The 25,774-nt window shown below is 43.7% G+C and carries 20 protein-coding genes, 3 tRNA genes and 3 rRNA genes; 17 read left to right on the top strand and 9 right to left on the bottom strand.

Translation table 11 applies throughout. From position 1 onward, the window contains the following. Positions 1–60 precede the first annotated feature (60 nt). From MHI58_RS00910 to MHI58_RS00930, 5 genes are all read left to right on the top strand, one after another. Positions 61–909 (top strand): HNH endonuclease, encoded by an 849-nt coding sequence (locus MHI58_RS00910; RefSeq protein ID WP_234710326.1) that lies wholly within the window; start codon positions 61–63, stop codon positions 907–909. Positions 910–1,292: 383 nt separating this feature from the next. Next, positions 1,293–1,808, top strand: a complete 516-nt coding sequence (locus tag MHI58_RS00915; protein WP_045035072.1) for a GNAT family N-acetyltransferase — start codon at positions 1,293–1,295, stop codon at positions 1,806–1,808. A gap of 97 nt (positions 1,809–1,905) precedes the next feature. After that, complete coding sequence (locus MHI58_RS00920) at positions 1,906–2,652, top strand: amidohydrolase family protein (RefSeq protein WP_045035073.1); 747 nt, start codon at positions 1,906–1,908, stop codon at positions 2,650–2,652. 36 nt (positions 2,653–2,688) lie between these two features. Beyond that, positions 2,689–3,162 carry a GNAT family N-acetyltransferase gene (locus tag MHI58_RS00925; protein WP_082055599.1) on the top strand — a complete coding sequence of 158 codons (474 nt, stop codon included), beginning with the start codon at positions 2,689–2,691 and terminating at the stop codon, positions 3,160–3,162. A 110-nt stretch (positions 3,163–3,272) separates the two neighbouring features. Beyond that, entirely contained in the window at positions 3,273–4,271 is a 999-nt protein-coding gene (locus MHI58_RS00930) for a serine hydrolase (protein ID WP_045035074.1), read from the top strand. Positions 4,272–4,308: 37 nt separating this feature from the next. Here the strand turns inward: MHI58_RS00930 and MHI58_RS00935 are convergent, their stop codons facing one another. After that, a complete protein-coding gene (locus MHI58_RS00935; protein WP_045035075.1) occupies positions 4,309–4,878 on the bottom strand; it encodes a DUF4825 domain-containing protein in 570 nt (189 codons plus the stop codon). A 149-nt stretch (positions 4,879–5,027) separates the two neighbouring features. Here MHI58_RS00935 and MHI58_RS00940 point away from each other — a divergent pair, with 149 nt between their 5' ends. From MHI58_RS00940 to MHI58_RS00950, 3 genes are all read left to right on the top strand, one after another. Further along, on the top strand, positions 5,028–5,471 hold the full coding sequence (locus MHI58_RS00940) for a YbaK family protein (protein ID WP_035389125.1): 444 nt from the start codon (positions 5,028–5,030) through the stop codon (positions 5,469–5,471). A 58-nt stretch (positions 5,472–5,529) separates the two neighbouring features. Next, positions 5,530–6,243, top strand: a complete 714-nt coding sequence (cwlD, locus tag MHI58_RS00945) for an N-acetylmuramoyl-L-alanine amidase CwlD (protein WP_017359175.1) — start codon at positions 5,530–5,532, stop codon at positions 6,241–6,243. Between the two features lie 103 nt (positions 6,244–6,346). Continuing rightward, positions 6,347–7,405: an Mrp/NBP35 family ATP-binding protein gene (locus MHI58_RS00950; protein WP_045035076.1), complete on the top strand. Its 1,059-nt coding sequence runs from the start codon at positions 6,347–6,349 to the stop codon at positions 7,403–7,405. Positions 7,406–7,443: 38 nt separating this feature from the next. Here the strand turns inward: MHI58_RS00950 and gerD are convergent, their stop codons facing one another. Continuing rightward, positions 7,444–8,022: a spore germination lipoprotein GerD gene (gene gerD, locus MHI58_RS00955; protein ID WP_007496366.1), complete on the bottom strand. Its 579-nt coding sequence runs from the start codon at positions 8,020–8,022 to the stop codon at positions 7,444–7,446. A gap of 90 nt (positions 8,023–8,112) precedes the next feature. On the opposite strand from gerD, the gene MHI58_RS00960 reads away from it, so the two are divergent. Continuing rightward, complete coding sequence (locus tag MHI58_RS00960; protein WP_008345196.1) at positions 8,113–8,715, top strand: KinB-signaling pathway activation protein; 603 nt, start codon at positions 8,113–8,115, stop codon at positions 8,713–8,715. On the opposite strand, the gene pdaB is transcribed toward MHI58_RS00960, so the two are convergent. Further along, entirely contained in the window at positions 8,708–9,472 is a 765-nt protein-coding gene (gene pdaB, locus MHI58_RS00965) for a polysaccharide deacetylase family sporulation protein PdaB (protein WP_017366469.1), read from the bottom strand. The two genes, MHI58_RS00960 and pdaB, sit on opposite strands and share 8 nt — an antisense overlap. Before the next feature lie 375 nt (positions 9,473–9,847). Here pdaB and MHI58_RS00970 point away from each other — a divergent pair. The 7 genes from MHI58_RS00970 to MHI58_RS01000 all read left to right on the top strand — a co-directional run bounded on the left by MHI58_RS00970 (position 9,848) and on the right by MHI58_RS01000 (position 17,706). Continuing rightward, a 16S ribosomal RNA gene (locus MHI58_RS00970) occupies positions 9,848–11,396 on the top strand. A gap of 181 nt (positions 11,397–11,577) precedes the next feature. After that, positions 11,578–14,508, top strand: a 23S ribosomal RNA gene (locus tag MHI58_RS00975). Positions 14,509–14,569: 61 nt separating this feature from the next. Next, positions 14,570–14,685: ribosomal RNA gene (rrf, locus tag MHI58_RS00980) — 5S ribosomal RNA — on the top strand. The 16S, 23S and 5S rRNA genes sit together here with 2 tRNA genes alongside, the layout of an rRNA operon. 43 nt (positions 14,686–14,728) lie before the next feature. Next, positions 14,729–14,803, top strand: a tRNA-Asn gene (locus tag MHI58_RS00985). Position 14,804: 1 nt separating this feature from the next. Then, positions 14,805–14,877: transfer RNA gene (locus MHI58_RS00990), tRNA-Thr, on the top strand. Positions 14,878–15,239: 362 nt separating this feature from the next. After that, positions 15,240–16,679, top strand: coding sequence for a SulP family inorganic anion transporter (locus tag MHI58_RS00995; protein ID WP_045035288.1), 1,440 nt, complete (start codon positions 15,240–15,242; stop codon positions 16,677–16,679). A gap of 61 nt (positions 16,680–16,740) precedes the next feature. Further along, complete coding sequence (locus tag MHI58_RS01000) at positions 16,741–17,706, top strand: bile acid:sodium symporter family protein (protein WP_045035289.1); 966 nt, start codon at positions 16,741–16,743, stop codon at positions 17,704–17,706. A 38-nt stretch (positions 17,707–17,744) separates the two neighbouring features. Here the strand turns inward: MHI58_RS01000 and MHI58_RS01005 are convergent, their stop codons facing one another. From MHI58_RS01005 to murQ, 6 genes are read right to left on the bottom strand one after another with little or no spacing between them, the layout of a single operon-like run. Continuing rightward, positions 17,745–18,992, bottom strand: a complete 1,248-nt coding sequence (locus tag MHI58_RS01005; protein ID WP_045035287.1) for an exo-beta-N-acetylmuramidase NamZ domain-containing protein — start codon at positions 18,990–18,992, stop codon at positions 17,745–17,747. An 11-nt stretch (positions 18,993–19,003) separates the two neighbouring features. After that, positions 19,004–20,923 (bottom strand): glycoside hydrolase family 3 protein, encoded by a 1,920-nt coding sequence (locus MHI58_RS01010; protein WP_045035286.1) that lies wholly within the window; start codon positions 20,921–20,923, stop codon positions 19,004–19,006. Positions 20,924–20,936: 13 nt separating this feature from the next. Next, entirely contained in the window at positions 20,937–22,292 is a 1,356-nt protein-coding gene (gene pbp4b / locus MHI58_RS01015; protein ID WP_045035285.1) for a penicillin binding protein PBP4B, read from the bottom strand. 12 nt (positions 22,293–22,304) lie between these two features. Beyond that, on the bottom strand, positions 22,305–23,684 hold the full coding sequence (locus MHI58_RS01020) for a PTS transporter subunit EIIC (RefSeq protein ID WP_008344031.1): 1,380 nt from the start codon (positions 23,682–23,684) through the stop codon (positions 22,305–22,307). Next, the gene (locus MHI58_RS01025) at positions 23,681–24,550 is read right to left on the bottom strand and encodes a MurR/RpiR family transcriptional regulator (protein WP_007498558.1); all 870 of its coding nucleotides are present in this window, start codon (positions 24,548–24,550) and stop codon (positions 23,681–23,683) included. Before MHI58_RS01025 ends, MHI58_RS01020 begins: the two co-directional genes overlap by 4 nt. Positions 24,551–24,562: 12 nt before the next feature. After that, entirely contained in the window at positions 24,563–25,474 is a 912-nt protein-coding gene (gene murQ / locus MHI58_RS01030) for an N-acetylmuramic acid 6-phosphate etherase (RefSeq protein ID WP_045035284.1), read from the bottom strand. Positions 25,475–25,694: 220 nt separating this feature from the next. On the opposite strand from murQ, the gene MHI58_RS01035 reads away from it, so the two are divergent. After that, positions 25,695–25,769 (top strand) — tRNA-Glu (locus MHI58_RS01035). Positions 25,770–25,774 lie beyond the last annotated feature (5 nt).

Raw genomic sequence — 25,774 nt, forward strand, 5'->3', positions numbered from 1 at the left:
AGATATGAGTCTAGAGATATTTATATTACTGAAGGTATTAATTTATAGGCAGGTGAAAATGTGAGTTTAGTTAATATAGAGCCCGGAGGAATATTTAATAATAATGAAATAACTGAAATTTTTAAATGTGCTCCTCAAGGAGGTATGAGGCGCTCGCATAAAACAAATACCTTAGTTTTAGTATCAGATCATACAAAAGCATTGTATGAAGATCGATGGGACGGAAATGTTCTTCATTATACTGGTATGGGCAGAGTGGGAGATCAGACATTGACATCTCAAAATAAAACTGTGGCTGAATCAATAAGTAATAAAGTGGAGCTGCATTTGTTTGAAGTGTTTGAAGCAAAGAAATATTTGTATATGGGGGTAGTGAAATTAGCTGGTGAATCCTATCAAGAAGAGCAACTAGATGATAAAGGCCAGCATCGGCAAGTTTGGGTTTTCCCTCTTATGTTAGAAGACAAACAAAAGGAGGTATTTCTTTCAGATCAGACGATTAAAATGAAACAAGAATTACGGGAAAAGAAGGTAAGAAAACTGGATGAGAGCGAATTAGAAAACAGAGCTAGAACCGCCAGAAGAAAAAGTAGTAAACGTCAGACTATCTCAACTACATATGAACGTGACCCATATATAACAGAATTTGCAAAACGCTGGGCAAAGGGGATTTGTCAGTTATGTGATCAACCGGCTCCATATGTAAATAAGAATGGGGAGCCTCATTTACACACCCATCATATCAAATGGTTATCACTTGGTGGAGAGGATTCAATATATAACACTATTGCTCTTTGTCCCAATTGTCACGATAAAATGCATATTTTAGATTTGGAAGAGGACGTAAGAAAACTACAAGAGAAAGTGACAAAGTACGTAAGGAATAGAAATGATACAAATTTGAATTAATTGGCAATTGTCAGCGGAAGACAGTCTGGTTAATTGTGTTCGTATTTTTGACGACGAAACAAACGATATTCATTCTATTTTTGATAAATGAAAAAAACCGTTGAATCAGGATTTTAAAAATCAAACATTTCTCCTTTTCTTCATACTTATAACTTAGACAAAAGAGCGTAAGAAATACGGTCTTAAAGGCGCACGTCGCGCACCTCAGTTCTCATATATTGTATGGACGTTTTACAAAGGTTTGTACAGCCAAACCCTATATGAAAAGCATCAGCATCTTGCTGGTGCTTTTTTATTTGTGTTTTTTTCTGTCTGGAAACATATAAAATAGGATCATAGTCAGGTTTTTGTTTAAAAGATGATGTTAAAGGGGGATGGCATTTATGAATCTAACAACAGAAAGATGTCTCATGCGACCGTTTATTGAGGATGATTGGCAGGATGTCTATGCATATACATCTGATCTAGCGGTGATGAAGTATATGCCAGAAGGTGTTTTTTCTAAAGAAAAGGCGCAGGAATTTGTCAAAAATAATCGTCTTAAGACGGGCAAGAATTTTGCTGTTCTATTAAAAGAAGATCATACATGCATCGGGCATATCGTGTTTCATCCTTACTTTGGTGAGCACACATATGAAATTGGCTGGGTCTTCAATTCTGCATATCAAAACAAAGGCTATGCATCAGAAGCGGCGTATGCTGTCCTACATCATGGTTTTCACACAATGAATTTACATCGAATCATTGCCACTTGTCAGCCTGAAAATGTGCCGTCATGGAGAGTGATGGAGAAAATGGGGATGAGAAGAGAGGGATATTTTAAAAAATGTATACCACAAGGAAATGAGTGGTGGGATGAGTTTTATTATGCCATCTTACGAGAGGAATGGAGAACTTGATAAGTTTTCATGATATGAAGTAATTCGTCATTCCAAATATCCCTTGGCTTTCTCTATTGATATAATCAGGTCAAATAAGTAGAAGAGGGGCGCGGGCATGAGGATCTTTGATGCACATTTTCATATCATTGATTTTGATTTTCCCATTCAAGAAAACCAAGGATATACACCGCCGAGTTATGTGGTGAATGATTATAGGAGAGAGACGGCTGATTTAGGGATTGTAGGTGGAGCGATTGTATCAGGGTCATTTCAGGGCTTTGATCAAGGCTATTTGTTGAAAGCACTAGATGAAATGGGACCGGCTTTTTGCGGTGTGACTCAATTACCTTTTACAGCAACTGATGATGAGATTGTTCAATTGAATCAACAAGGGGTAAAGGCTTTACGTTTTAATGTGAAGCGGGGCGGTTCGGAGGATATTTCAAAGCTCGACTATTTTGCGAGAAGGGTGTATGAGCTGGCTGGGTGGCATAGTGAGATTTACATAGACGCTAAGCATCTCCCTGACATCTCATCAACGCTTGAACAGCTGCCGGCCGTTTCCGTTGATCATCTAGGCTTATCTGAAGAAGGTTTGCCGCATTTGCTCAAGCTGGTTGAAAAAGGTGTTCGTGTGAAAGCGACTGGCTTTGGGCGTGTTGATTTAAAGGTTGAACATGCATTGACGTCTATTTATCAAACGAATCCTGATGCACTGATGTTTGGTACAGATCTTCCATCTACAAGGGCGAAACGGCCATTTGAATACGGTGATATTGAATTGATTCAACAGATGTTTGATGAGGAAGCGGCGGATAAAATTTTATATGAGAACGCTATCAATTGGTATTTTGGCAAATGAATAAAGGCTTCCATTCCGTGATAGGAGGTGTGTTCATTGAATCTGAATCAATTGACATTTAGGGCAGCCGTCCAAGGAGACCTCGACAACATCGTTTTGATGCTTTCAGATGATAAATTAGGCCAAAAGAGAGAACGCTACACTCGTCCATTATTAGAAAGCTACCTCAATGCCTTTCATTCGATCGAAGCGGATCCCAATATTGAACTAATCGTCGCTTGTGATCGGGAAGAGGTAGTCGGTGTTCTCCAATTAACAATGACTCCATTTCTAACGTATCAAGGAGGATGGAGAGCTTCAATAGAAGGAGTTCGTACAGCCTCGACTCATAGAGGAAGAGGAATTGGCACATTGTTGATCAAACGGGCTATTCAACGCGCAAGTAGCCGCGGGTGTCATATGATTCAGCTGACAACAGACAAACAGAGGCCAGAAGCACGCCGTCTTTACGAAAAGTTGGGATTTAAAGCTACACATGATGGGATGAAACTGCATCTTCTTCGTAAATAAACACACCAAGAAGCAAAGGTATTCACAGCCCTTTGCTTTTTTGTGCCTTTGTTTTAAATATTTGTTATATTGGAGACGAGAATCTATAGTGGTTTGGAAAGGAGAAACATTTGAAGAAAACAAAAGAGGATCTTTTGGCATTTGTCACGAAAAACAAAAAGGGCGTATCAGTAACAATTATTGAAAATGAAGATGTGGTATTAGATTGGAATGGTGATCAAAAAACACCACTTGCAAGTACGATGAAATTAATGGTTTTGTTTCATTTTGTTAAAGCTGTATCCAGCGATGAAATCAAGTTAGATGAAAAAGTGACATTGTCTGATATAGAGCGGTTTTATATTGATAGAACCGATGGCGGTGCTCACACATACTGGCTGGAGGTCAACGATTTTTCTGAGCATGCAACTTTATTAGATGTTGCCAAAGGGATGATGCAATTTAGTTCGAATGCTTGTACTGATTATTTGATTGACCTGCTGGGCTTAGAGAAGATCAATGATCAGATGAAACAAGCAGGTCTTACAGAACATGATGAACTCATGCCGCTGACACCCAAGGTGTTGTGGCCAGCCTATGTATCTGATCATGAGCAGGATGCATTAAAGCAAATAAGCGATGTAACTGATGAACAATACAAATCTCTGATGATTGAGATTTTTCATATCATGAAAAATGACCCGGAGCATAAAAAGGCGTTAGAAGAAAAATTGATGAAAAAGAACTTGTTAAGCTTGCGTATTCAATCTTTACTGACGCAAAAGATGACAAGGTCTACAACGAATCAATATGCACATTTTATGAAACGTCTACAGGATGAGCTGTTAACAACAGAAGAAAAGCGTCTTTTTAGCCAAATTGTGCTGGGAGAAATATTGAAGACGGAAACAGATCAATATATTTGGTATAAAGGGGGATCGACGTTGTTTGTTGTCACTGCTGCTTTATATCGAAAAACGGATACATCAACTATATCGATTTCTCTATTCATCAATGACCTGAAAGCGGAGAATTCTCACTGGATGGGGGAAGTGTTCGATGAATTTATACTTACCGTAGTAGCAGATCAAAACTTTCGACAACAATTGATTCAAGCTTTTACTACATAATTATCAAAAAACAGAGGGTGACGCCCCTCTGTTTTTATTATTTCTTGATGGGAAACGCTTTGTATACATCTTGACGTTTATCTTTTGACTTCACAACTCCATCAACCAGTTCCTTTTGCCAAAGCGCTGTATCGTCTTTGTACTCTTTAAAAGAGTGAGGCAACTTTTTTTCTAGCTGTTTTCTTTTAAACGTGACGGATGGCTCGTCTTTAGCGTTCATCTTGAGCGTCACTTGCTCTACGTTATCGATAAGAATAAAAAGTGCTAATGCATTATATAGGTAGTTTTTTTCAATGGTATCCTTCTTATCAAACCAAAATGAATCAAACTGTTCTTCTGTATCATTGGTATTTTCTTTCACGCCGTATGTCACTTTTAGCGCTTTTTCATCTACGATTTCATACTCGCGAATCACGTTACCTGGAAGATCTGATAAAATAGCGCCGACTGCTCCGTTGTCTCCAATATAAGAATTTTTGTGCTTAGAAAGCTGTTTTAAGGAAATGTCTTCTATTCCTTTCATGTCACTCTCTTTCTCGCTGGCTTGACTACTGCAAGCGGATAGAATGACTGTCATTAGTAGTAGGATATACATCCACTTTTTCATTTGTTTTGCTCCTTTATCATTCTTTCTATATAAAAACCCATTTTATCACAAGATCCCATTTCCACCACTTATTTCATCATTTCCATTTACTGAACTGCATGTTTTGTTCAAACCAACGAACAATACAAAGAAAAAAAGGAGTTCAGTCCATGGCAGAAGTTCTTTCATTTTATCAATTGAAAACAAAACGAGATGTCACGCTTGAAAAGAAGCTGTTGCGTACATTGTCTCTTCAACAGGTGACGGTCGCTTCCGAGAAATTCACGAGGAAGTTGTTCCCATTTGCAGATGATCCAGCTGGGATTATGAGTGATGGCTGTATTGATTTCGCCATTGAGGCTTTTTTAGCAGGTGGGAGATACGGTGAGTCGAGTAAGTATGGTGAATCCTTCGATGATATAAAAAAGCGGTCAGTTCATGAAGAAGATGAGCTGGTTGAGGAGCTAGCAGGGTGTTTGCAATCATGGGGGAATATGTTCCGAATGGAGCGTAAGATGTCGTGTCTGTATCCATTTGCGAAGGAATTTTTAAGTAAGTGGTGGCAGGAAGGCTTTCGGGAATCAGAAAAAAGGCATAAGCTTCGACTGCACTAAGCATATTTCCAGCCCTTGTCCCATATCTATAAAATAATGGTGTATGGGAGGGACAGGGATGAAAAGAAAGCTGAAATGGACAGGGTTTTTAATCGGGTTTATTGTCCTCTTATTCTTATTCAGATTTCAGTTTCTAAATGATGATTCGTGGAAATCGTGGAACTTGCCTTTGAGCGGCAAGATCATCTATTTAGATCCGGGTCACGGCGGTCCAGATGGCGGTGCTGTTGGCGGCGAGTTACTCGAAAAAGAGATTGCACTGGATGTGTCCATGAAGATAAGAGACTATTTGCAGGAGCAGGGAGCGCTTGTTCTCATGACCCGGGAGGATGACTCTGATTTATCATCGAAGAATACAAAGGGTTATGCCCGAAAGAAAGCGGAGGATTTGAGAAACCGTGTGAAAGTCATCAATGAATCTGAAGCAGATCTCTATTTAAGCATTCATTTAAATGCGATCCCATCGAACAAATGGAGCGGGGCACAGACGTTCTTTTACGGAAAGTATGAAGAGAATGAAAAAGCAGCGAAGTTCATTCAAGATGAATTGCGTAACAACCTTGAAAACACAGATCGCAAGGCGAAGCGAATCAACGGGATTTATTTAATGCAAAATGTCACGAAGCCAGGAGCGCTTGTCGAAATCGGATTTTTATCGAATCCAAAAGAGGCTGGTCAGCTGGCGACTCCTAAATATCAGGATCAAATTGCTGCTTCGATTTATAAAGGCATTCTCAGATATTTAACAGAGCAAAAAGAGCCGCCTGAATAAGGGGCTTTTTCCTGTTTATCGCAGGCAAAGAGGACAGACATTGTAAGGATATGTATGATATACTTGGATTGTAAACGAATTCAATAAAGGGTGAGGTTCTGCTATGATCGGACAAGATGATGTGAGAAAACTAGTTGGGAAGATGGACGAACCTTTCCTTCATATACCGCTTGGTGAGCTGGATGCCATCAAGGAAATCAGCCTAAAGCCTGAAAAAGAGCATGTGAGCTTAAAAGTGGCGATTGCCAAAACAGGCACTGCTGAGCAGATGAAGCTGCAGCAAGACATCGTACAAGCTTTAAAAGCAGCCGGCGCGAACACTGTAGGACTTCGTTTTGAAGAACTGCCTCAAGAAACGCTTGAAAAGTTTATTCCGTCACAGGATGAGGAAGAAAATTTGCTCAACTCTAAAAATCCACCTGTGTTCTTAGCGATTGCAAGTGGAAAAGGCGGAGTTGGGAAATCAACCGTTTCCGTTAACCTGGCTGTGGCACTGGCTCGTCTAGGGAAAAAAGTGGGACTGATCGATGCTGATATTTACGGCTTTAGCGTACCGGATATGATGGGAATCACCGTCAGACCGACAGTTAAAGGGGAAAAGATTATTCCTGTGGAACGCTTTGGCGTCAAAGTGATTTCAATGGGCTTTTTTGTTGAAGAAAACGCACCGGTCATTTGGAGAGGACCGATGCTTGGTAAAATGCTAAATAACTTCTTCCACGAAGTAGAGTGGGGAGAATTAGATTACTTACTATTAGACCTTCCGCCTGGAACAGGTGATGTGGCACTTGATATTCATACGATGCTTCCGAGCTGTAAAGAAATCATTGTGACGACACCGCATCCAACAGCGGCTTTCGTTGCTGCTAGAGCAGGCGCAATGGCACTGCAAACAGATCACGAGGTGCTAGGGGTCGTTGAGAATATGAGTTACTATGAAAGCAAAAAAACAGGTGAGAAGGAATATGTCTTTGGAAAGGGCGGCGGGGACAAGCTGGCGGAGGAGCTGCGTGTATCAGTTCTTGGTCAAATCCCTTTAAGACAGCCTGATTGGAATGAGGACGATTTTGCACCTTCTGTCTATGATGCGAGTCATCCGACAGGGGAAGTGTATCTACACATTGCCAATAAAGTCATTGAACAATTAACAGTCAAAGCATAATGAAAGCCCGAGTGGACCTTGTGCCACTCGGGTGATGTTTAACTGCCGCTTCCTTGTGAACCGGAATCATTGCTGCTTTCAGAGACTGCTTTTTTTAGCTCATCTTCGAACTTCTTCTTATAGAGAGGGCTGCTCAATGTTTCTGTGATGACTTTCTCTAAGTGCTTTCTGAACTCTTTGCTTTTGACCAGTTCACCGTATTTCTTTTCCATTTCAGGATCCTTGAGAATATCCATCATCATTTGTTGATAGTCAGGGTCCTTCATCAATTGTTTTAACATCTTTTCATGCTGTTGCTGCATGGATTTTGCGAAAGTCTCGGCAAATTTAGAATCCTCAAAGACCTTCTTCCAGAACTCTTTGCCTTTATCAGAAGTCAGTGTTTTCTCTATTGTTTTTTTCACAGTTTGTTCATCCATTACCAAAGCTTCATTCATTGCCTCGTCATTTAATAACTGTTGAATGGCCTTTTTACCGTCATCTGTTTTCAAAATATCGACGACCATTTTTTTCGTTTCGTCATAGTCCATATTAGATGAGGATTGGGTTTTGGGAGCACAAGCTGTTAGAGATAAAAGAAGAAAACAGCTCATTATACGCAAGATGCCTTTTGACATACTGTGGCTCCTTTCGTTACATGTCTTACTTTTAATATGAATGTTTCACATGAATTTATACATAACAAAAATAGGGGTTGGGTCATTTCAATGAAAAGTCGGGATTTAGTTCGTTTTTTCTTCTCTGTGCTGGCTGTTGGAGCGGTCATTACAAGCGTGGTAGGTTTTGCGCTGGAGTGGGGGAAATATCAGAAGCTGTTTGTATCGTTTGAGATTTTAGAGATTGCGTCTGTGTTATTTTGGTTTATTGGTGTGGGGATGATCTTTAGTGTAATCAGTCAAATGGGGTTTGTTGTCTTTTTGACAGTGCACCGGTTTGCGCTGGAGATTTTCAGGTCGCATTCTTTATGGAATACCATTCAGTTATTCCTTGTGATTTTCGTGCTGTTTGATTTAGCTTATTTGCGGTTTTTGTTTTTCGGGGAGAATGAATCATTTCTTCCATACTTATGGCTGCCTGTTTTTATCGGTGTGTTTGCATTGATCGTGTCTTATTTTAAACAGCAGCAGTCCTCTAAGAAAACATTTATTTCTGCAATGTTTCTCATGGTCGTCATCACGTCGTTAGAATGGTTTCCGGCGCTTAGAGTCAATGAAGAGGACTGGCTGTATTTAATGCTATTCCCGCTATTAGGTTGTAATGCGTTTCAGTTATTAGCTATGCCGCGGTTTTCAAAAGCAAAAGCTACTTAACCTCAGTTGACTTTGTTTTTGTATTAGAGATAAGCTCGCCAACCGTGACGTTTCTTAAATTCTTGTCTTTTAAGTGTTTTAAAATGGCTGGTAAGGCTTGAGCGGTTTGGGTGGCTGAATCTGAGGCGTGAAGGAGAATGATGTCTCCGCTTTTCATTCGATCATTTACATTATGAACAATCTGGTCGACGCCTGGGTTCAGCCAATCTTGAGAATTGATGCTGTAATGTACAACGGTATAGCCATACTGTGTTGCAATTTTCAATACCGTTTCATTAAATTGCCCAGTTGGCGGTCTTAATAATTGAATGTCTTCCAGTCCAAGCTTTTGGAATGTATTTTGTGCACGGACAAGATCTCGCTTAATTTCGTTTTCTTCAAGCTGGCTATAATTTTTATATGCATAGCCAAGGCTGCCAATTTGATGGCCATCCTCTTTAATCCTTTTCACAATATCCGGGTGACGCTCAGCCCAAGAAGCAGACAGAAAGAAAGTGGCGTTCTTTATATCGTACTCTCGGAGGACATTTAAAATAGGAACAGCCTTCTCGTCTCCCCAGCCAATATTAAACGTAAGGGATGCATGTTTTGATGAGGTCTCTCCTTTATAAATCGCTCGGGGTCCTTGTTCTGTTTTAAATACCGACAGCGGCGGTGCCTTTTGTACATAAAAAAAGGTTGCAGCTGCAAGGGCTGCTACAAGAATAATGACTACTTGCTTCAGCCGTTTAATAGGCAACACATATAATCGACTCAATTCAAACACTCCTGCCTTGTCCAAGATTGTTACTTGATTGTATGCAGGACAAGGGTTTAACATGCACGATAAAACTATTTTAAAAAAAGTTCTGAAAAGGCGTTGACCAACAGAATGTTTTCGTGATATATTATTAATCGTCGCTGACACACAGTGACAAACACAAACGCTTCGGGAAATAAACTTGAAAAAAGTTGTTGACATAAGATGAAGCGAAATGTTATATTATTAAAGCCGCTAAGAACGGCGAAGATGATCTTTGAAAACTAAACAAGACAAAACGTACCTGTTAATTCGAGTTTTTATAAAAAAATCCTATGATACATCATAGGTAGTCAGTCAAACTGGCGAAAAGCAAAACTTCGGTTTTGTACTTTTTCGGAGAGTTTGATCCTGGCTCAGGACGAACGCTGGCGGCGTGCCTAATACATGCAAGTCGAGCGGACAGAAGGGAGCTTGCTCCCGGATGTTAGCGGCGGACGGGTGAGTAACACGTGGGTAACCTGCCTGTAAGACTGGGATAACTCCGGGAAACCGGAGCTAATACCGGATAGTTCCTTGAACCGCATGGTTCAAGGATGAAAGACGGTTTCGGCTGTCACTTACAGATGGACCCGCGGCGCATTAGCTAGTTGGTGAGGTAACGGCTCACCAAGGCGACGATGCGTAGCCGACCTGAGAGGGTGATCGGCCACACTGGGACTGAGACACGGCCCAGACTCCTACGGGAGGCAGCAGTAGGGAATCTTCCGCAATGGACGAAAGTCTGACGGAGCAACGCCGCGTGAGTGATGAAGGTTTTCGGATCGTAAAGCTCTGTTGTTAGGGAAGAACAAGTGCAAGAGTAACTGCTTGCACCTTGACGGTACCTAACCAGAAAGCCACGGCTAACTACGTGCCAGCAGCCGCGGTAATACGTAGGTGGCAAGCGTTGTCCGGAATTATTGGGCGTAAAGGGCTCGCAGGCGGTTTCTTAAGTCTGATGTGAAAGCCCCCGGCTCAACCGGGGAGGGTCATTGGAAACTGGGAAACTTGAGTGCAGAAGAGGAGAGTGGAATTCCACGTGTAGCGGTGAAATGCGTAGAGATGTGGAGGAACACCAGTGGCGAAGGCGACTCTCTGGTCTGTAACTGACGCTGAGGAGCGAAAGCGTGGGGAGCGAACAGGATTAGATACCCTGGTAGTCCACGCCGTAAACGATGAGTGCTAAGTGTTAGGGGGTTTCCGCCCCTTAGTGCTGCAGCTAACGCATTAAGCACTCCGCCTGGGGAGTACGGTCGCAAGACTGAAACTCAAAGGAATTGACGGGGGCCCGCACAAGCGGTGGAGCATGTGGTTTAATTCGAAGCAACGCGAAGAACCTTACCAGGTCTTGACATCCTCTGACAACCCTAGAGATAGGGCTTTCCCTTCGGGGACAGAGTGACAGGTGGTGCATGGTTGTCGTCAGCTCGTGTCGTGAGATGTTGGGTTAAGTCCCGCAACGAGCGCAACCCTTGATCTTAGTTGCCAGCATTTAGTTGGGCACTCTAAGGTGACTGCCGGTGACAAACCGGAGGAAGGTGGGGATGACGTCAAATCATCATGCCCCTTATGACCTGGGCTACACACGTGCTACAATGGACAGAACAAAGGGCTGCGAGACCGCAAGGTTTAGCCAATCCCACAAATCTGTTCTCAGTTCGGATCGCAGTCTGCAACTCGACTGCGTGAAGCTGGAATCGCTAGTAATCGCGGATCAGCATGCCGCGGTGAATACGTTCCCGGGCCTTGTACACACCGCCCGTCACACCACGAGAGTTTGCAACACCCGAAGTCGGTGAGGTAACCTTTATGGAGCCAGCCGCCGAAGGTGGGGCAGATGATTGGGGTGAAGTCGTAACAAGGTAGCCGTATCGGAAGGTGCGGCTGGATCACCTCCTTTCTAAGGATATATGGAGCAGCGTGCGTTTTCGTCTTGTTTAGTTTTGAAGGATCATTCCTTCAAACATGTCTCTAGCGAGACAGGATTGTTCTTTGAAAACTAGATAACAATAAGTAATACATTCACATTGAATGCAATGCAAAGTTCATCACACATAGTGATTCTTTCTAAAGTAAGAAATGGTTAAGTTAGAAAGGGCGCACGGTGGATGCCTTGGCACTAGGAGCCGATGAAGGACGGGACGAACACCGATATGCTTCGGGGAGCTGTAAGCAAGCTTTGATCCGGAGATTTCCGAATGGGGAAACCCACTGCTCGTAATGGAGTAGTATCCATACTTGAATACATAGAGTATGAGAAGGCATACCCGGGGAACTGAAACATCTAAGTACCCGGAGGAAGAGAAAGCAAATGCGATTCCCTGAGTAGCGGCGAGCGAAACGGGAACAGCCCAAACCAAGAGGCTTGCCTCTTGGGGTTGTAGGACACTCTATACGGAGTTACAAAGGAACGATATAAGCGAAGAGGTCTGGAAAGGCCCGCCAAAGAAGGTAACAGCCCTGTAACTGAAATGTTGTTCTCTCCAGAGTGGATCCTGAGTACGGCGGAACACGTGAAATTCCGTCGGAATCCGGGAGGACCATCTCCCAAGGCTAAATACTCCCTAGTGACCGATAGTGAACCAGTACCGTGAGGGAAAGGTGAAAAGCACCCCGGAAGGGGAGTGAAATAGATCCTGAAACCGTGTGCCTACAAGTAGTCAGAGCCCGTTAACGGGTGATGGCGTGCCTTTTGTAGAATGAACCGGCGAGTTACGATCCCGTGCAAGGTTAAGCAGAAGATGCGGAGCCGCAGCGAAAGCGAGTCTGAATAGGGCGCATGAGTACGTGGTCGTAGACCCGAAACCAGGTGATCTACCCATGTCCAGGGTGAAGTTCAGGTAACACTGAATGGAGGCCCGAACCCACGCACGTTGAAAAGTGCGGGGATGAGGTGTGGGTAGGGGTGAAATGCCAATCGAACCTGGAGATAGCTGGTTCTCTCCGAAATAGCTTTAGGGCTAGCCTCAAGGTAAGAGTCTCGGAGGTAGAGCACTGATTGGACTAGGGGCCCCTACCGGGTTACCGAATTCAGTCAAACTCCGAATGCCGATGACTTATCCTTGGGAGTCAGACTGCGAGTGATAAGATCCGTAGTCGAAAGGGAAACAGCCCAGACCGCCAGCTAAGGTCCCAAAGTATACGTTAAGTGGAAAAGGATGTGGAGTTGCTTAGACAACCAGGATGTTGGCTTAGAAGCAGCCACCATTTAAAGAGTGCGTAATAGCTCACTGGTCGAGTGACTCTGCGCCGAAAATGTACCGGGGCTAAACGTATCACCGAAGCTGCGGACTGTTCTTACGAACAGTGGTAGGAGAGCGTTCTAAGTGCAGTGAAGTCAGACCGGAAGGACTGGTGGAGCGCTTAGAAGTGAGAATGCCGGTATGAGTAGCGAAAGACGGGTGAGAATCCCGTCCACCGAATGCCTAAGGTTTCCTGAGGAAGGCTCGTCCGCTCAGGGTTAGTCGGGACCTAAGCCGAGGCCGAAAGGCGTAGGCGATGGACAACAGGTTGATATTCCTGTACCACCTCCTCACCATTTGAGCAATGGGGGGACGCAGGAGGATAGGGTAAGCGCGGTATTGGATATCCGCGTCCAAGCAGTTAGGCTGGGAAATAGGCAAATCCGTTTCCCGTGAAGGCTGAGCTGTGATGGCGAGCGAAATTTAGTAGCGAAGTTCCTGATTCCACACTGCCAAGAAAAGCCTCTAGCGAGGTGAGAGGTGCCCGTACCGCAAACCGACACAGGTAGGCGAGGAGAGAATCCTAAGGTGATCGAGAGAACTCTCGTTAAGGAACTCGGCAAAATGACCCCGTAACTTCGGGAGAAGGGGTGCTTCTTAGGGTGTTAAAGCCCCGAGAAGCCGCAGTGAATAGGCCCAGGCGACTGTTTAGCAAAAACACAGGTCTCTGCGAAGCCGTAAGGCGAAGTATAGGGGCTGACGCCTGCCCGGTGCTGGAAGGTTAAGAGGAGCGCTTAGCGTAAGCGAAGGTGCGAATTGAAGCCCCAGTAAACGGCGGCCGTAACTATAACGGTCCTAAGGTAGCGAAATTCCTTGTCGGGTAAGTTCCGACCCGCACGAAAGGCGCAACGATCTGGGCACTGTCTCAACGAGAGACTCGGTGAAATTATAGTACCTGTGAAGATGCAGGTTACCCGCGACAGGACGGAAAGACCCCGTGGAGCTTTACTGCAGCCTGATATTGAATGTTGGTACAGCTTGTACAGGATAGGTAGGAGCCTTGGAAACCGGAGCGCTAGCTTCGGTGGAGGCATCGGTGGGATACTACCCTGGCTGTATTGACCTTCTAACCCGCTGCCCTTATCGGGCAGGGAGACAGTGTCAGGTGGGCAGTTTGACTGGGGCGGTCGCCTCCTAAAATGTAACGGAGGCGCCCAAAGGTTCCCTCAGAATGGTTGGAAATCATTCGCAGAGTGTAAAGGCACAAGGGAGCTTGACTGCGAGACCTACAAGTCGAGCAGGGACGAAAGTCGGGCTTAGTGATCCGGTGGTTCCGCATGGAAGGGCCATCGCTCAACGGATAAAAGCTACCCCGGGGATAACAGGCTTATCTCCCCCAAGAGTCCACATCGACGGGGAGGTTTGGCACCTCGATGTCGGCTCATCGCATCCTGGGGCTGTAGTCGGTCCCAAGGGTTGGGCTGTTCGCCCATTAAAGCGGTACGCGAGCTGGGTTCAGAACGTCGTGAGACAGTTCGGTCCCTATCCGTCGCGGGCGCAGGAAATTTGAGAGGAGCTGTCCTTAGTACGAGAGGACCGGGATGGACGCACCGCTGGTGTACCAGTTGTTCTGCCAAGGGCATCGCTGGGTAGCTATGTGCGGACGGGATAAGTGCTGAAAGCATCTAAGCATGAAGCCCCCCTCAAGATGAGATTTCCCATTCCGCAAGGAAGTAAGATCCCTGAAAGATGATCAGGTTGATAGGTCTGAGGTGGAAGCGTGGTGACACGTGGAGCTGACAGATACTAATAGATCGAGGACTTAACCTATATTCTAATGTGAAAAATGAACATTGTTATCTAGTTTTGAGAGAACATTCTCTCCATCAGGTTTGGTGGCGATAGCGAAGAGGTCACACCCGTTCCCATACCGAACACGGAAGTTAAGCTCTTCAGCGCCGATGGTAGTTGGGGGTTTCCCCCTGTGAGAGTAGGACGCCGCCAAGCTTTTTGTTTATATCCTTCCAATGGAAGAAGTTACTTTATCCATTCCGCAGTAGCTCAGTGGTAGAGCTATCGGCTGTTAACCGATCGGTCGTAGGTTCGAGTCCTACCTGCGGAGCCATGCTTCCATAGCTCAGTAGGTAGAGCACTTCCATGGTAAGGAAGAGGTCAGCGGTTCGAGCCCGCTTGGAAGCTTTCCTCTATATGATAATGGTAAATGTTAAGGTTTCTCGTTGATGAGAAGGCTTTTTTTGTTTGTTTTAAAATAAGTTGACGTTTATTGATCTTAGTTAGGCTCATGAAAATAGAAAATGACTCGAGCGATTTTGATGGAAGCTTTGCCTTAGCTTTCTATATACTCCTTCTATTTGTTCTTGATTCTTCGGCGTATTTCTTTTATCCTTACTAAAGTGATGACTACCTCTCTTACAAAAGACTCTGTACGTTCCTCTTTTTCCCCGAAATTGAATGGTTATTGTTTTTTCCTTTCTGTATCTCCGGGTTTTATTCGCCTTCTTTTTCCTTGTACGGTATGTATATAAAAAGGAGTAGATGGTTTGAAAGATTTATTTGTAAAGCAAGAATGGTTTGGACATGTGCGTCAGGATGTGCTGGCGGGTATTTTAGTGGCCTTGGCTTTGATTCCTGAGGCGATTGCGTTTTCGATTATTGCGGGCGTTGATCCTAAAGTCGGTTTGTATGCTTCGTTTTGTATCGCGATTGTGATTTCGTTTGTTGGTGGACGGCCAGGTATGATCTCTGCCGCTACTGGTGCTATGGCGCTGGTCATGGTCAATTTGATTGCAGATCATGGATTGCAGTATTTGTTCGCAGCTACGATTTTAACAGGCTTGATTCAAATTGTGTTTGGATTGTGCCGTGTTTCTCGTCTGATGAAATTTATTCCGAGGTCTGTGATGGTTGGTTTTGTCAATGCGTTGGCAATTATGATCTTCATGGCACAGCTGCCGCATTTCGTTGGGGAATCCATGGCTATGTATATCATGACAGGTGGAGCATTGATGATCATTTATGTATTGCCGATGGTCACAAAAGTTATTCCCTCTCCACTTATTGCAATTATTGTGATGACGATGATTGCTGTATTTGGGCATATTGATGTCAGAACGGTTGGAGACATGGGAGAGCTTCCTAGCTCTTTGCCAACTTTTCTTATTCCCAATGTACCGTTTAGCTGGGAAACACTTGCTATCATTTTTCCTTATTCCTTAGCACTTGCGATGGTTGGTTTACTTGAATCTTTATTAACAGCGCAGATTGTAGATGATATGACGGAAACGTCTAGTCGTAAAAATAAGGAAGCGAGAGGCCAAGGAATTGCCAATGTGGTGGCAGGATTTTTTGGCGGTATGGCTGGCTGTGCGATGATTGGTCAATCTGTGATTAATACAAAGGCAGGGGGACGAGGCAGGCTTTCTACCTTTGTGGCTGGTGCATTTTTAATGGTATTGATTTTTGTGCTCGGTGATGTGGTTGTTCAAATTCCCATGGCTGCTCTTGTGGCTGTCATGATCATGGTTTCTATTGGTACCTTTGATTGGAGTTCATTCCAGCAGCTGAAAAAGAACCCAAAAACAGATTCTCTTGTGATGCTTGTCACGGTCGTGACGGTGGTGTTCACTCATGATTTATCCAAGGGTGTTTTTGCAGGAGTGCTGCTTAGTGCCGTATTCTTTGTGGCTAAAATATCAAAACTTCATATCACCTCTACAGAAAGCCAAGCTGGTACATGGATTTATCGAATTAAGGGACAAATTTTCTTTGCTTCCGTGACTGAATTGATTCAAGCCTTCCATCATGGAAACGACCTGAAAACGGTTGTGATTGATTTGTCTGAAGCGCGTATATGGGACGAATCAGGTGTGGCCGCGATTGAACGTGTGAAGGAAAAATATCGTACAGCTGGTGTAGAGGTGGACGTAGTTGGAATGGATACGTCTAGTCAAAAACTTATGAAACAAGTGATCGGATCTTAAAAAGACTTTTCTGTTTGTTACAATAGAACAAGGAAGAAAGTGAAGGATGGAGGTGGCCGGCATGCTTGTCCGTTTGAATCAGGTGCTCGGCCGGATGATGCCGCTCATTACGCCTGTCAGCGTGCTACTTGGTGTATTATTGGCGGCGTATTTAAAAGATTTCACCTTTTTGGCGCCTTGGGTGTTTGCTGTGATGACATTTTCAGGGAGCTTGTCATCTACTTTTTCAGCTTTAAAACATACAGTGATGCATCCATTGCCTTTGATTTTATCGTTTATGATTTTGCATGTGCTGATGCCCCTTTATGCATGGTCGGCGGGGCATTTGATATTTGCGGGTGATTCTATGACGATCACCGGTTTAACGCTTGCGATGGTGATTCCGACAGGTGTGTCTAGTTTAATATGGGCGGCAATGTATAAAGGGAATGTGGGGTTAACGTTATCTATCATATTAATTGATACATTGCTTTCGCCATTGATTGTGCCAGTAAGCTTGTCAATCTTCGTTGGTACACAGGTCCATATGGACATGGCGGCGATCATGAAGGGGCTGTTTGGTATGGTGGTGCTGCCATCTATATTAGGGATGCTCGTTCGTCAGTATGCAAAGCCATCGGTGACAAAAGCAATGAGTCAGACCTTGGCTCCTTTTTCAAAATTAGGCTTGTTTGTTGTCGTATCGATTAACAGTTCTGTTGTCGCCCCATATTTGCGTGAACTGGATGTTGCATTTTTTAGCAAAGCAGCGACTGTCTTTTTCATTGCGATGAGTGGGTATGCTTTTGCGTGGTTGATTGGAAAGGCGATGAAATGTACCCAAGGAGAAATTGTGGCGATTGTGTATACGGGCGGTATGCGGAACATTAGCGCGGGTGCTGTGCTTGCCATTAGCTTTTTCCCGCCTGCTGTTGCTGTTCCTGTTGTGATTGGCATGCTGTTTCAGCAAGTGCTTGCAGCCTTGTTTGGCTTTTTACTTCATCGTTTCGAGCTGAAAGTACCTGCTGTGACTAAGTCTTTATCATGAAAAAACCTCCATCCTTTAAGATGGAGGCTTTTTTGCGATTAATAGATGAGGTATTTCTTCCGTTTCTTTTCGAACGTTTTCAGGTCATGGTGGTATTGTTTCATGATGTGTTTGATGGAAGTGCCTTTATTGATTTCTTCTTTGATCCAGCTATTCCCGATGAGTTTATCAAAGCTGCCTGTTTGTAGGAATTGAAAGTCATTAGGATACAAGTCATGTATTGCTTTGATGATGGATAGACCTGTTTTGACTGCTTCGAATGATTTTCGGTCTGTGACATAAAGCTGTACCCCGTGAGACAAAGTCCCGGCATGTTTTGAAAAGGTAGGGGTAAATGAAACAGGTCTAAATTGAACGCCTTTTAGTTTTAACCCATTTAAATGATCTGCTAGCTCGTTGCTATTGATATATGGAGCGCCAATGAGTTCGAACGGTTTTGTCGTTCCTCTGCCTTCAGAAACGTTTGTGCCTTCGATTAATCCTGTTGCTGGGTAAACAAAGGTACTATCAACGGTCGGCATGTTAGGTGAAGGGAGGACGAACGGCAGCTTCGTGTCATCGAACGTCATGGATCGTTTCCAATGTTTCATTTTGATCACTTTTACATCAGCGTTGATATGAAACTCTTTATTAAACATGTATGCAAGTTCTCCAGTCGTCATCCCATGTCTTAATGGGATGGGATAGAGACCTACAAAAGAGGCGTGTTCTGGCTCTAATACGGGTCCTTCTACTTTTAGCCCGCCTATTGGGTTTGGACGATCTAAGACAACAAATGGAATGTTGTTTTCCTTAGCTGCTTCCATTGCATACGCCATCGTGTAAATATAGGTGTAATAACGAGTACCAACGTCTTGAATATCAAATAGCAGGACATCTATATTTTTGAGCATTTCAGGAGTTGGCTTTCTTGTTTTTCCATAAAGAGAGTAAACAGGCAGGCCTGTTTTTTCGTCAGTATACGATTCGACGCCTTCTCCTGCTTGTGCATCACCGCGGACGCCATGTTCAGGCCCATACAAGGCAGTCAGTTTAATATCGGGGTGTTCAAATAGCAGATCGACACTGCTTTTCATGTTTGCATCAATGCCTGTAGGATTCGTAATAAGCCCTACTTTTTTCCCTTTAAGCCAAGAGAGGTTACTTGAGAGTAATGTTTCGATACCTGTTTTGACTGTTGCTTTTTTTCCTTTTGTATCTGTTCGTTCTGAATCTGCGGGGGAGGCGGCGGTCAATGTGCTGATCATGAGAATGCTAGCGAGTATCAAGCTTGCTGTCTTTTTCAAGAGAATCCCTCCTATTTGATCTGTTTTCCTTTTAAATTGAGTCCATAGCCAAATGGGTAAAGGGTTTGATTAGGATGAGTGACTGATGGGATAGCGACGGGTAATTTCCCTTTAGGTGAGGCCGCTCCAAAAATCACTTCTAGTCCCGCAGGAATATTCGGTTGATTGAATTGTCCGTTTGAGTACCCTTTAAAACCGTACACAGCCAGTAAGGCGTCGGCTTCCTCGAAATTTGCAGCATCATATGGGTTTCGGAGACTCATGATGACCAATTTTTTGTTTTGTGCTGCTGCTTCTTTCATGACAGCACGAGGGAAGGCCGTTGCCCATTTTTTCGGATCCTGTACACCGTCATCAATGACGCCATCATTCACAGCCGGGTCATTTTGGACAACGTAAGAGCCGGTAATGACATAGTCAGCATCTTGAATGAGTTTGGCTGTTTCTTTGGAGAAGCTCTTATCTGCAAATGCGTATGATTGGATTTGCACAGGTTTAATCTTTTTCTGTTTGATCAGAGATTCAATTGTGACGGACATTGCTTTTGTTTGATCTTCGTATGGTGCCATGAGTACGATTTTGTCATTCTTTTTAGGCTTAAAAGGCAAGGTTTTGTCGTTGTTTTTAAGGAGAGTGATTCCTTCACGTGCCATTTTTTGTTCTGCTTTTCGGTGCGACTTTTGACCAACGAGCTGTGTGGCTTTTTTGATTTTCTTCTCAAGGCTTACTGATTTATTGGCGGAAATGATGCCGCGTTTGATCTTTAATTGAAGGATTTTTTCGACAGATTGATTGATCTGAGATATCGGAATTTCGTTTGTGAGAACTGCTCTTTTTAAAGCATTGAACACATTCTCTAGGTTTTTTTCTGTCTTTAAGGACGTGACAGGTGCTGGCATGAGGGCAATGTCGACGCCTGCTTTAATAGCCATTACCACAGCTTCTTCCTGTCCGAAGTTATCTGCAATCGCTTTCATATTGAGGGCGTCTGTTACAACCACTCCTTGAAAGCCCATGTCTTCTTTTAATAAGTTTGTGATGACTTTTTTTGATAAGGTTGCTGGAACCATAATGTCCTCGCCATCTTTTTTGCTTTTATACGTTGTGTCATCAATGGCTGGGAATTGAACATGAGCGGTCATGATCATATCTGCCCCTGCGTTGATTGCTTGTTGAAATGGATACAGCTCCACCTTTTTAAGACGATCTAGATCATGTTCGACAAGCGGAAGTCCGTAGTGACTATCAACAGCTGTATCACCATGTCCCGGGAAATGCTTTAATGTGGAAATGGTCTTTTCCTTTTGAAGTCCTTTCATGGTTTGCAGACCAAGTCTCGTGACAAGTTCAGGGTCAGAGCTAAAGGAACGGACACCAATGACGGGGTTATTCGGGTTATTATTTACATCAAGAACAGGAGAGAAATTTGTATTGATACCTAGAGCGTTTAATTCTTTGCCGATGATTTTACCAGTGTCATAAGCATTTTTCTTACTTCGAGAGGCACCAATCGACATATTTCCTGGGAAATGTGTTCCCTTTTGTAGTCTTGTGACGATTCCGCCTTCTTGATCAATGGAAATGAGTAAAGGAATGTTGGGTGATGCTTGTTGAAATTCATGTGTGAGTTTGACGGTTTGTTTCGTATCAACAACATTTTCTGCAAATAAGATGACACCGCCTAAATGATATTTCTCTACAAGGTGAGAGACTTCTTTATTCATTTTTGTGAAGCCTGTAGGAGCGGATTCACCTTCTGCTTGCCAATTGCGAAAGTCTGGCATGAGCATTTGGCCAATTTTTTCATCCAAGGACATGTCCTGAACCATTTGTTTGGCAGTTGGGAGAGGGACGGAGCTCACCTTTTCCGTTGGAATGGAAGAGGTGAGCAGGGCAAAAACGAGTGCAGCGGGGAACAGAGCTTTTAACATCGAATTCCTCCTTTTACTTAAAAGATTCGTAGATTGCAGTCATGATGCTTCCATAAGTACCAGTTGGGAAAAGGTCACCTTCAAATTGATTTGGGTTGACTTCAGGTGAAACGACGGGTGAATGTTTTTTATTTGTCAGCAAGACGACGCCTAGATTGTGTTTTGGATCAATCAATGTCATCGTTCCGGTCCAGCCTGTGTGTCCATACGCTTCTTTACTTGCGTATTTCCCAAACATCCATTCCATGTCAGTATTGCCGTTTTTCCGCCAGCCTAGCCCGTAAGTTGGGTTCGTGTCTGATGATTCCGTAAAGAGATCGATAGAAGCTTGGTCAAAGATGGTTGTTTTCCCATAGCCTCCTTTATTGAGCATCAGCTGAAGCAGTACGGCCATATCTGATGTATTAGAGAAAAGTCCAGCATGTCCGGAGACACCTGCCATTGAGTAGTAGGCTTTCTCATCGTGGACTTCACCTAGCAAGGTATACCTGCGAATGTTTTCAAAATCAATGACACCGTCGCGTGTATTGCCTAGACGCTCGGTTGCTGCAAAATGCTTTGGCTTGAATCCCTTTTTCAGCGGATTGAACATGGTATGTTTTAGACCAAGCGGTCGATAAATCGTCGACTCTACATATTGATCAAGTGGCATACCGGTTTTTTTCTCAATGATCATGCCTAACAGCATGTAATCAATATCACTATAAACATGCTGAGTGCCTGGCTTGTATTGCAGAGGTACCTTTGGCAGCCATTTCATGGTTGTTTGTCTATCTTGAGAGAAAAAAGAGCCCGCTTGCTCTTTGCTATAAAATAAAACACTGGAAGGCAGTCCAGCAGAATGGGTGAGAAGATCCTTGACTCGAAGCTGATCTTTGCCGGTTACCTTTGCATCTGGTTCATCTTGAAAGTCAGGCAGGATGGTTTGTATTTTTTCATTTACATCTAGTTTTTGTTCATATACTAGCTTTTGCAGGGCATAGTTGGTGGCATACATTTTTGTATTGGATGCCAAATCGAACAGTGTGTTCTTTTTCATTTTCTTATAGAATTTGAGTTCTGTTGTCCCTTTATATTTTTGTCTATAGCCATAGGCTTTTTGATGGATGATCTGACCATCCTTGATAATGATGAGTGCTGCCCCCGGGAACCCTGCTTTGATATCGTTTTGAATCATGTGATCAACCTTCCTAAGCTGCCTAGAAGAAAAACCTACTTGTTCCGGTCGTTTTGCTTTTTTTAAGACGGGATATTCTTCAGGTGCTGTTTTAGACAAAGACGATACAGGATGGGAGCTAGTTGCAAATGTTTGTACTGGTAACCCTAGGAGCATGAACAGAGTTGTGATGATGAGAAAATATTTCTTCAAGAGCTAGACCTCCTATTGCTTATTTTCCTCGAATTCAACAGCCATATCATCATGAAATCCAAATAAGTATGTGAAGATAAATCCAGCGACATATGCAATGAAGAGACCTATTAAGTAAAGCAGCATTTGATGTGTGTGAACGATAAAGGTTAATGGGAGACCTGATACCCCGATTGCTTTAGTGGCGATTTGGAAATAGGCTTGAAATGCTCCGCCGATTCCAGCGCCGAGACAAGCAGTGAGGAAGGGTCTTCCGAGCGGGAGTGTGACACCGAAAATGAGCGGTTCTCCAATTCCAAGCATTCCTGAAGGAAGTCCGCCTGCAATGGCTCTTTTCAGCTTTTTCTTTTTTGTTTTCATATAAATGGCAAAGGCAGCACCGACCTGTCCTGCGCCTCCCATAGCGAGGATTGGCAGAAGCGGGTCATCTCCAATTGAATTAATCAGTTCCATATGAATAGGTGTTAGGCCTTGGTGAAGTCCAGTGACAACAAGAGGAAGGAAGGTCGCACCAAGAACAAATCCGGCAAAAATACCGCCAATGTTTAATAGATAAGTAAGTCCAGAGGTGATGGCATCAGATATAAATCCGCCGACTGGCATGAAGATAACGTACGTGAAAATGCCTGTAATGAGTAGTGTGATGGTTGGTGTGACGATGATATCGAGTGATTGCGGGACGAAGCGTCTGATCCGGGTCTCAACAAGTGCCATAAAAATAGCTGCAAGAAGAACACCGATAAGTCCGCCTCTACCTGGTAGAATATTAGTGCCAAATAACATAATATCAGCGGCAGCTGGGTTAATGATGAGAATACCTGCTAATGCGCCTAATGCAGGAGAGCCACCAAATTCTTTTGCGGCGTTTGTTCCTACTAATATACCGAGATAAGCAAACAATCCTGAGCCTATAACGGTTAGAATAATCGCAGCTTGAGATTTTTCATCGAGCCAGCCTGCTTGCACGACCGCTTTTGTAATACCCGTTATAAGACCCGATGCAACGAGTGCTGGAATAATGGGAATGAAAATGCTGGCGATCCGCCGTAAGAACAGCTTGAATGGTGTCCGGTTCTTTTGTGAAATGGCTTGTTTGTTTTTCTGTGCTTCGTTGTTTAAGTCATATGAACCTGAGGCATTGAGCAGCTGTTCAAACGCACTTGATACTTGGTTGACAACACCTGTGCCTAAAATGATTTGCAGTGTTTCCGCTTCGACGACGCCAATGACGCCATCGAGTTCTTTGATCGCGGTGGTTTGCACTTTTTCACGATCAATGGGTGTAATTCGGAGACGTGTCATACAATGTGTGTGGGAAGAAATGTTTTCAGAACCACCACAGAGTGAAAGGATTTCTTTCGCCAACTGCTGATATTTTTTTTGATGACTCATGTTGAATCCCCCTTTGTTTTTCGTTTCATGGAGCGGATGGCATGCCTTGTTTTGTCAATATATTGTGCTGTCTGTTCATATTGACGGGAGGCTAAACTGAGGAACAAGACATCGATTAAATAGAGCTGTGCCATTCTAGAGGAAGTGGCAGCACTGCGAAAAGGTGCTTCATTGGAACCGGACGTTGATAGATGGACATCACACAATGCAGAAACGCTTGTATGCCCTGGATGCGTTAAAGCAATGGTTTTCACTTCATTTTCTTTTGCGAGCTGAAGGGCTTGGATGATGTCTAACGTTTCTCCTGAAAAGGATATACCGAACACAATGTCATTCTTTCCAGCATTTGCGATGACCGTAGATGCGATGTGCATGTCAGTAAAGGCTGTAGCTGCATAATTGATTCTGAGAAATTTCTGCTGGGCATCAGCTGCGACGATGCCAGATGCACCCACACCGATAAAATGGATTTGGTTTGCATTCAGCAGCAGTTGAACAGCTTTTTCTAAAGCTTCTACATTTAAAATAGAGGCTGTATCTTTGATCGATTGAATGGTGTTTCCTGCTGTCTTTTGAATAATGGATTGAAGTGGTTCATCTTGTTCGATATCCCGGTAGCCTTGTTTATCAGTGTGCATTAAGTCTCCAGCGATCCGCATTTTCAAATCGTGATAGCCATCCAGCCCGAGAGACTTACAGAGGCGGATGACGGCAGAGCTGCTTGCGCCGGCAGCCTGACTGATTTCATGCACTGTGCTTTTAATGACTTTGTCAGGATGGGCAAGGATATAGTCTGCAATGATTTTTTCAGATTGGGGAAGCTTTGATTTCATTGTGTGTAGTAGGGTGAGTCCGCCTGCTGACATGAGTTTCCTCCTTTAAGATTGATGACGTAAGATGGCTTTGTCGATGTGACCATCTGCTTTGTTGAGCAGGTCTTTGGCTGTCTTTTTATCTGTTTTGGTTTGGAGCATGACGATGGCTGTTTTAACTTCTAAATCGGCTGCTTCAAGGGCTTTTACGGCTTGTTCGTAGGAAGCATTGGTCACATGCTGAATGATGGTGATGGCGCGTTCTTTCAGTTTATGATTGCTTACTTTTACATCTACCATCAGGTTTTCATATACTTTGCCTTGTCTGATCATGACAGAGGTGGAAAGCATATTTAAAATCATTTTATGAGCGGATGCGGCTTTCATTCGTGTTGACCCAGTGATGGCTTCTGCTCCTACGACGACTTCAATGGCGCAGTCTGCTAGTTCGCTAATCTCTGCTTGTTCATTGCAGCTGAGGGCTACTGTTTTTGCTCCAATGGTTCTAGCATAGTTTAAAGCGCCAATGATATAGGGTGTTCTACCGCTCGCCGCGATGCCGACAACCGTATCTTTTGATGTCAGGTGAATGTGTTCTAAATCTTTTTGACCAGCTTCTTCACTGTCTTCCACATCTTCTGCTGCATGTGAAAAGGCAGAGTCGCCACCGGCCATGATGCCTACGATGACATCAGGTGAAATGCTATAGGTAGGTGGACATTCGACCGCATCCATTACCCCAATTCTGCCGCTTGTTCCAGCGCCTAGATAAATGAGTCTGCCCCCATTCGAGATGGATTCAAAGGCCAGGTCACTTGCTGTCTTTACGTCTGGAAGGACACGGTTGACGGCTTGAGCGACCTTCATATCTTCCGCATTTATCATTTGGAGTATTTCTAGCGGGCTTGCTTGTGAAATTCTCATGGTGTTAGGGTTTCTTGATTCTGTTGTCAAAGAACGCAGTTGAGATGGCTGCATGTGACATACCTCCTTATTTCTTCATTTTCAGTATATTGAGTATGACATGAAATTTCAATATTATATTTAAATACTGAAATTATATTTCAGTCGAAATGTTGTGCTGATGAGGGTTGAATAGTTAGAAAATAAAAAAAATAAAAATCCCCTTTACAAAAGGGGGACAACCTGTATATAATAACTTTTGTCAGCTTCACGGAAACAGTAAACTTGACAAACTGGCCCGTTGGTCAAGCGGTTAAGACACCGCCCTTTCACGGCGGTAACACGGGTTCGAATCCCGTACGGGTCACCATCATG

This window comes from Bacillus sp. FSL K6-2869, assembly GCF_040869405.1.
Classification (GTDB): Bacteria; Bacillota; Bacilli; order Bacillales; family Bacillaceae; genus Bacillus; species Bacillus altitudinis.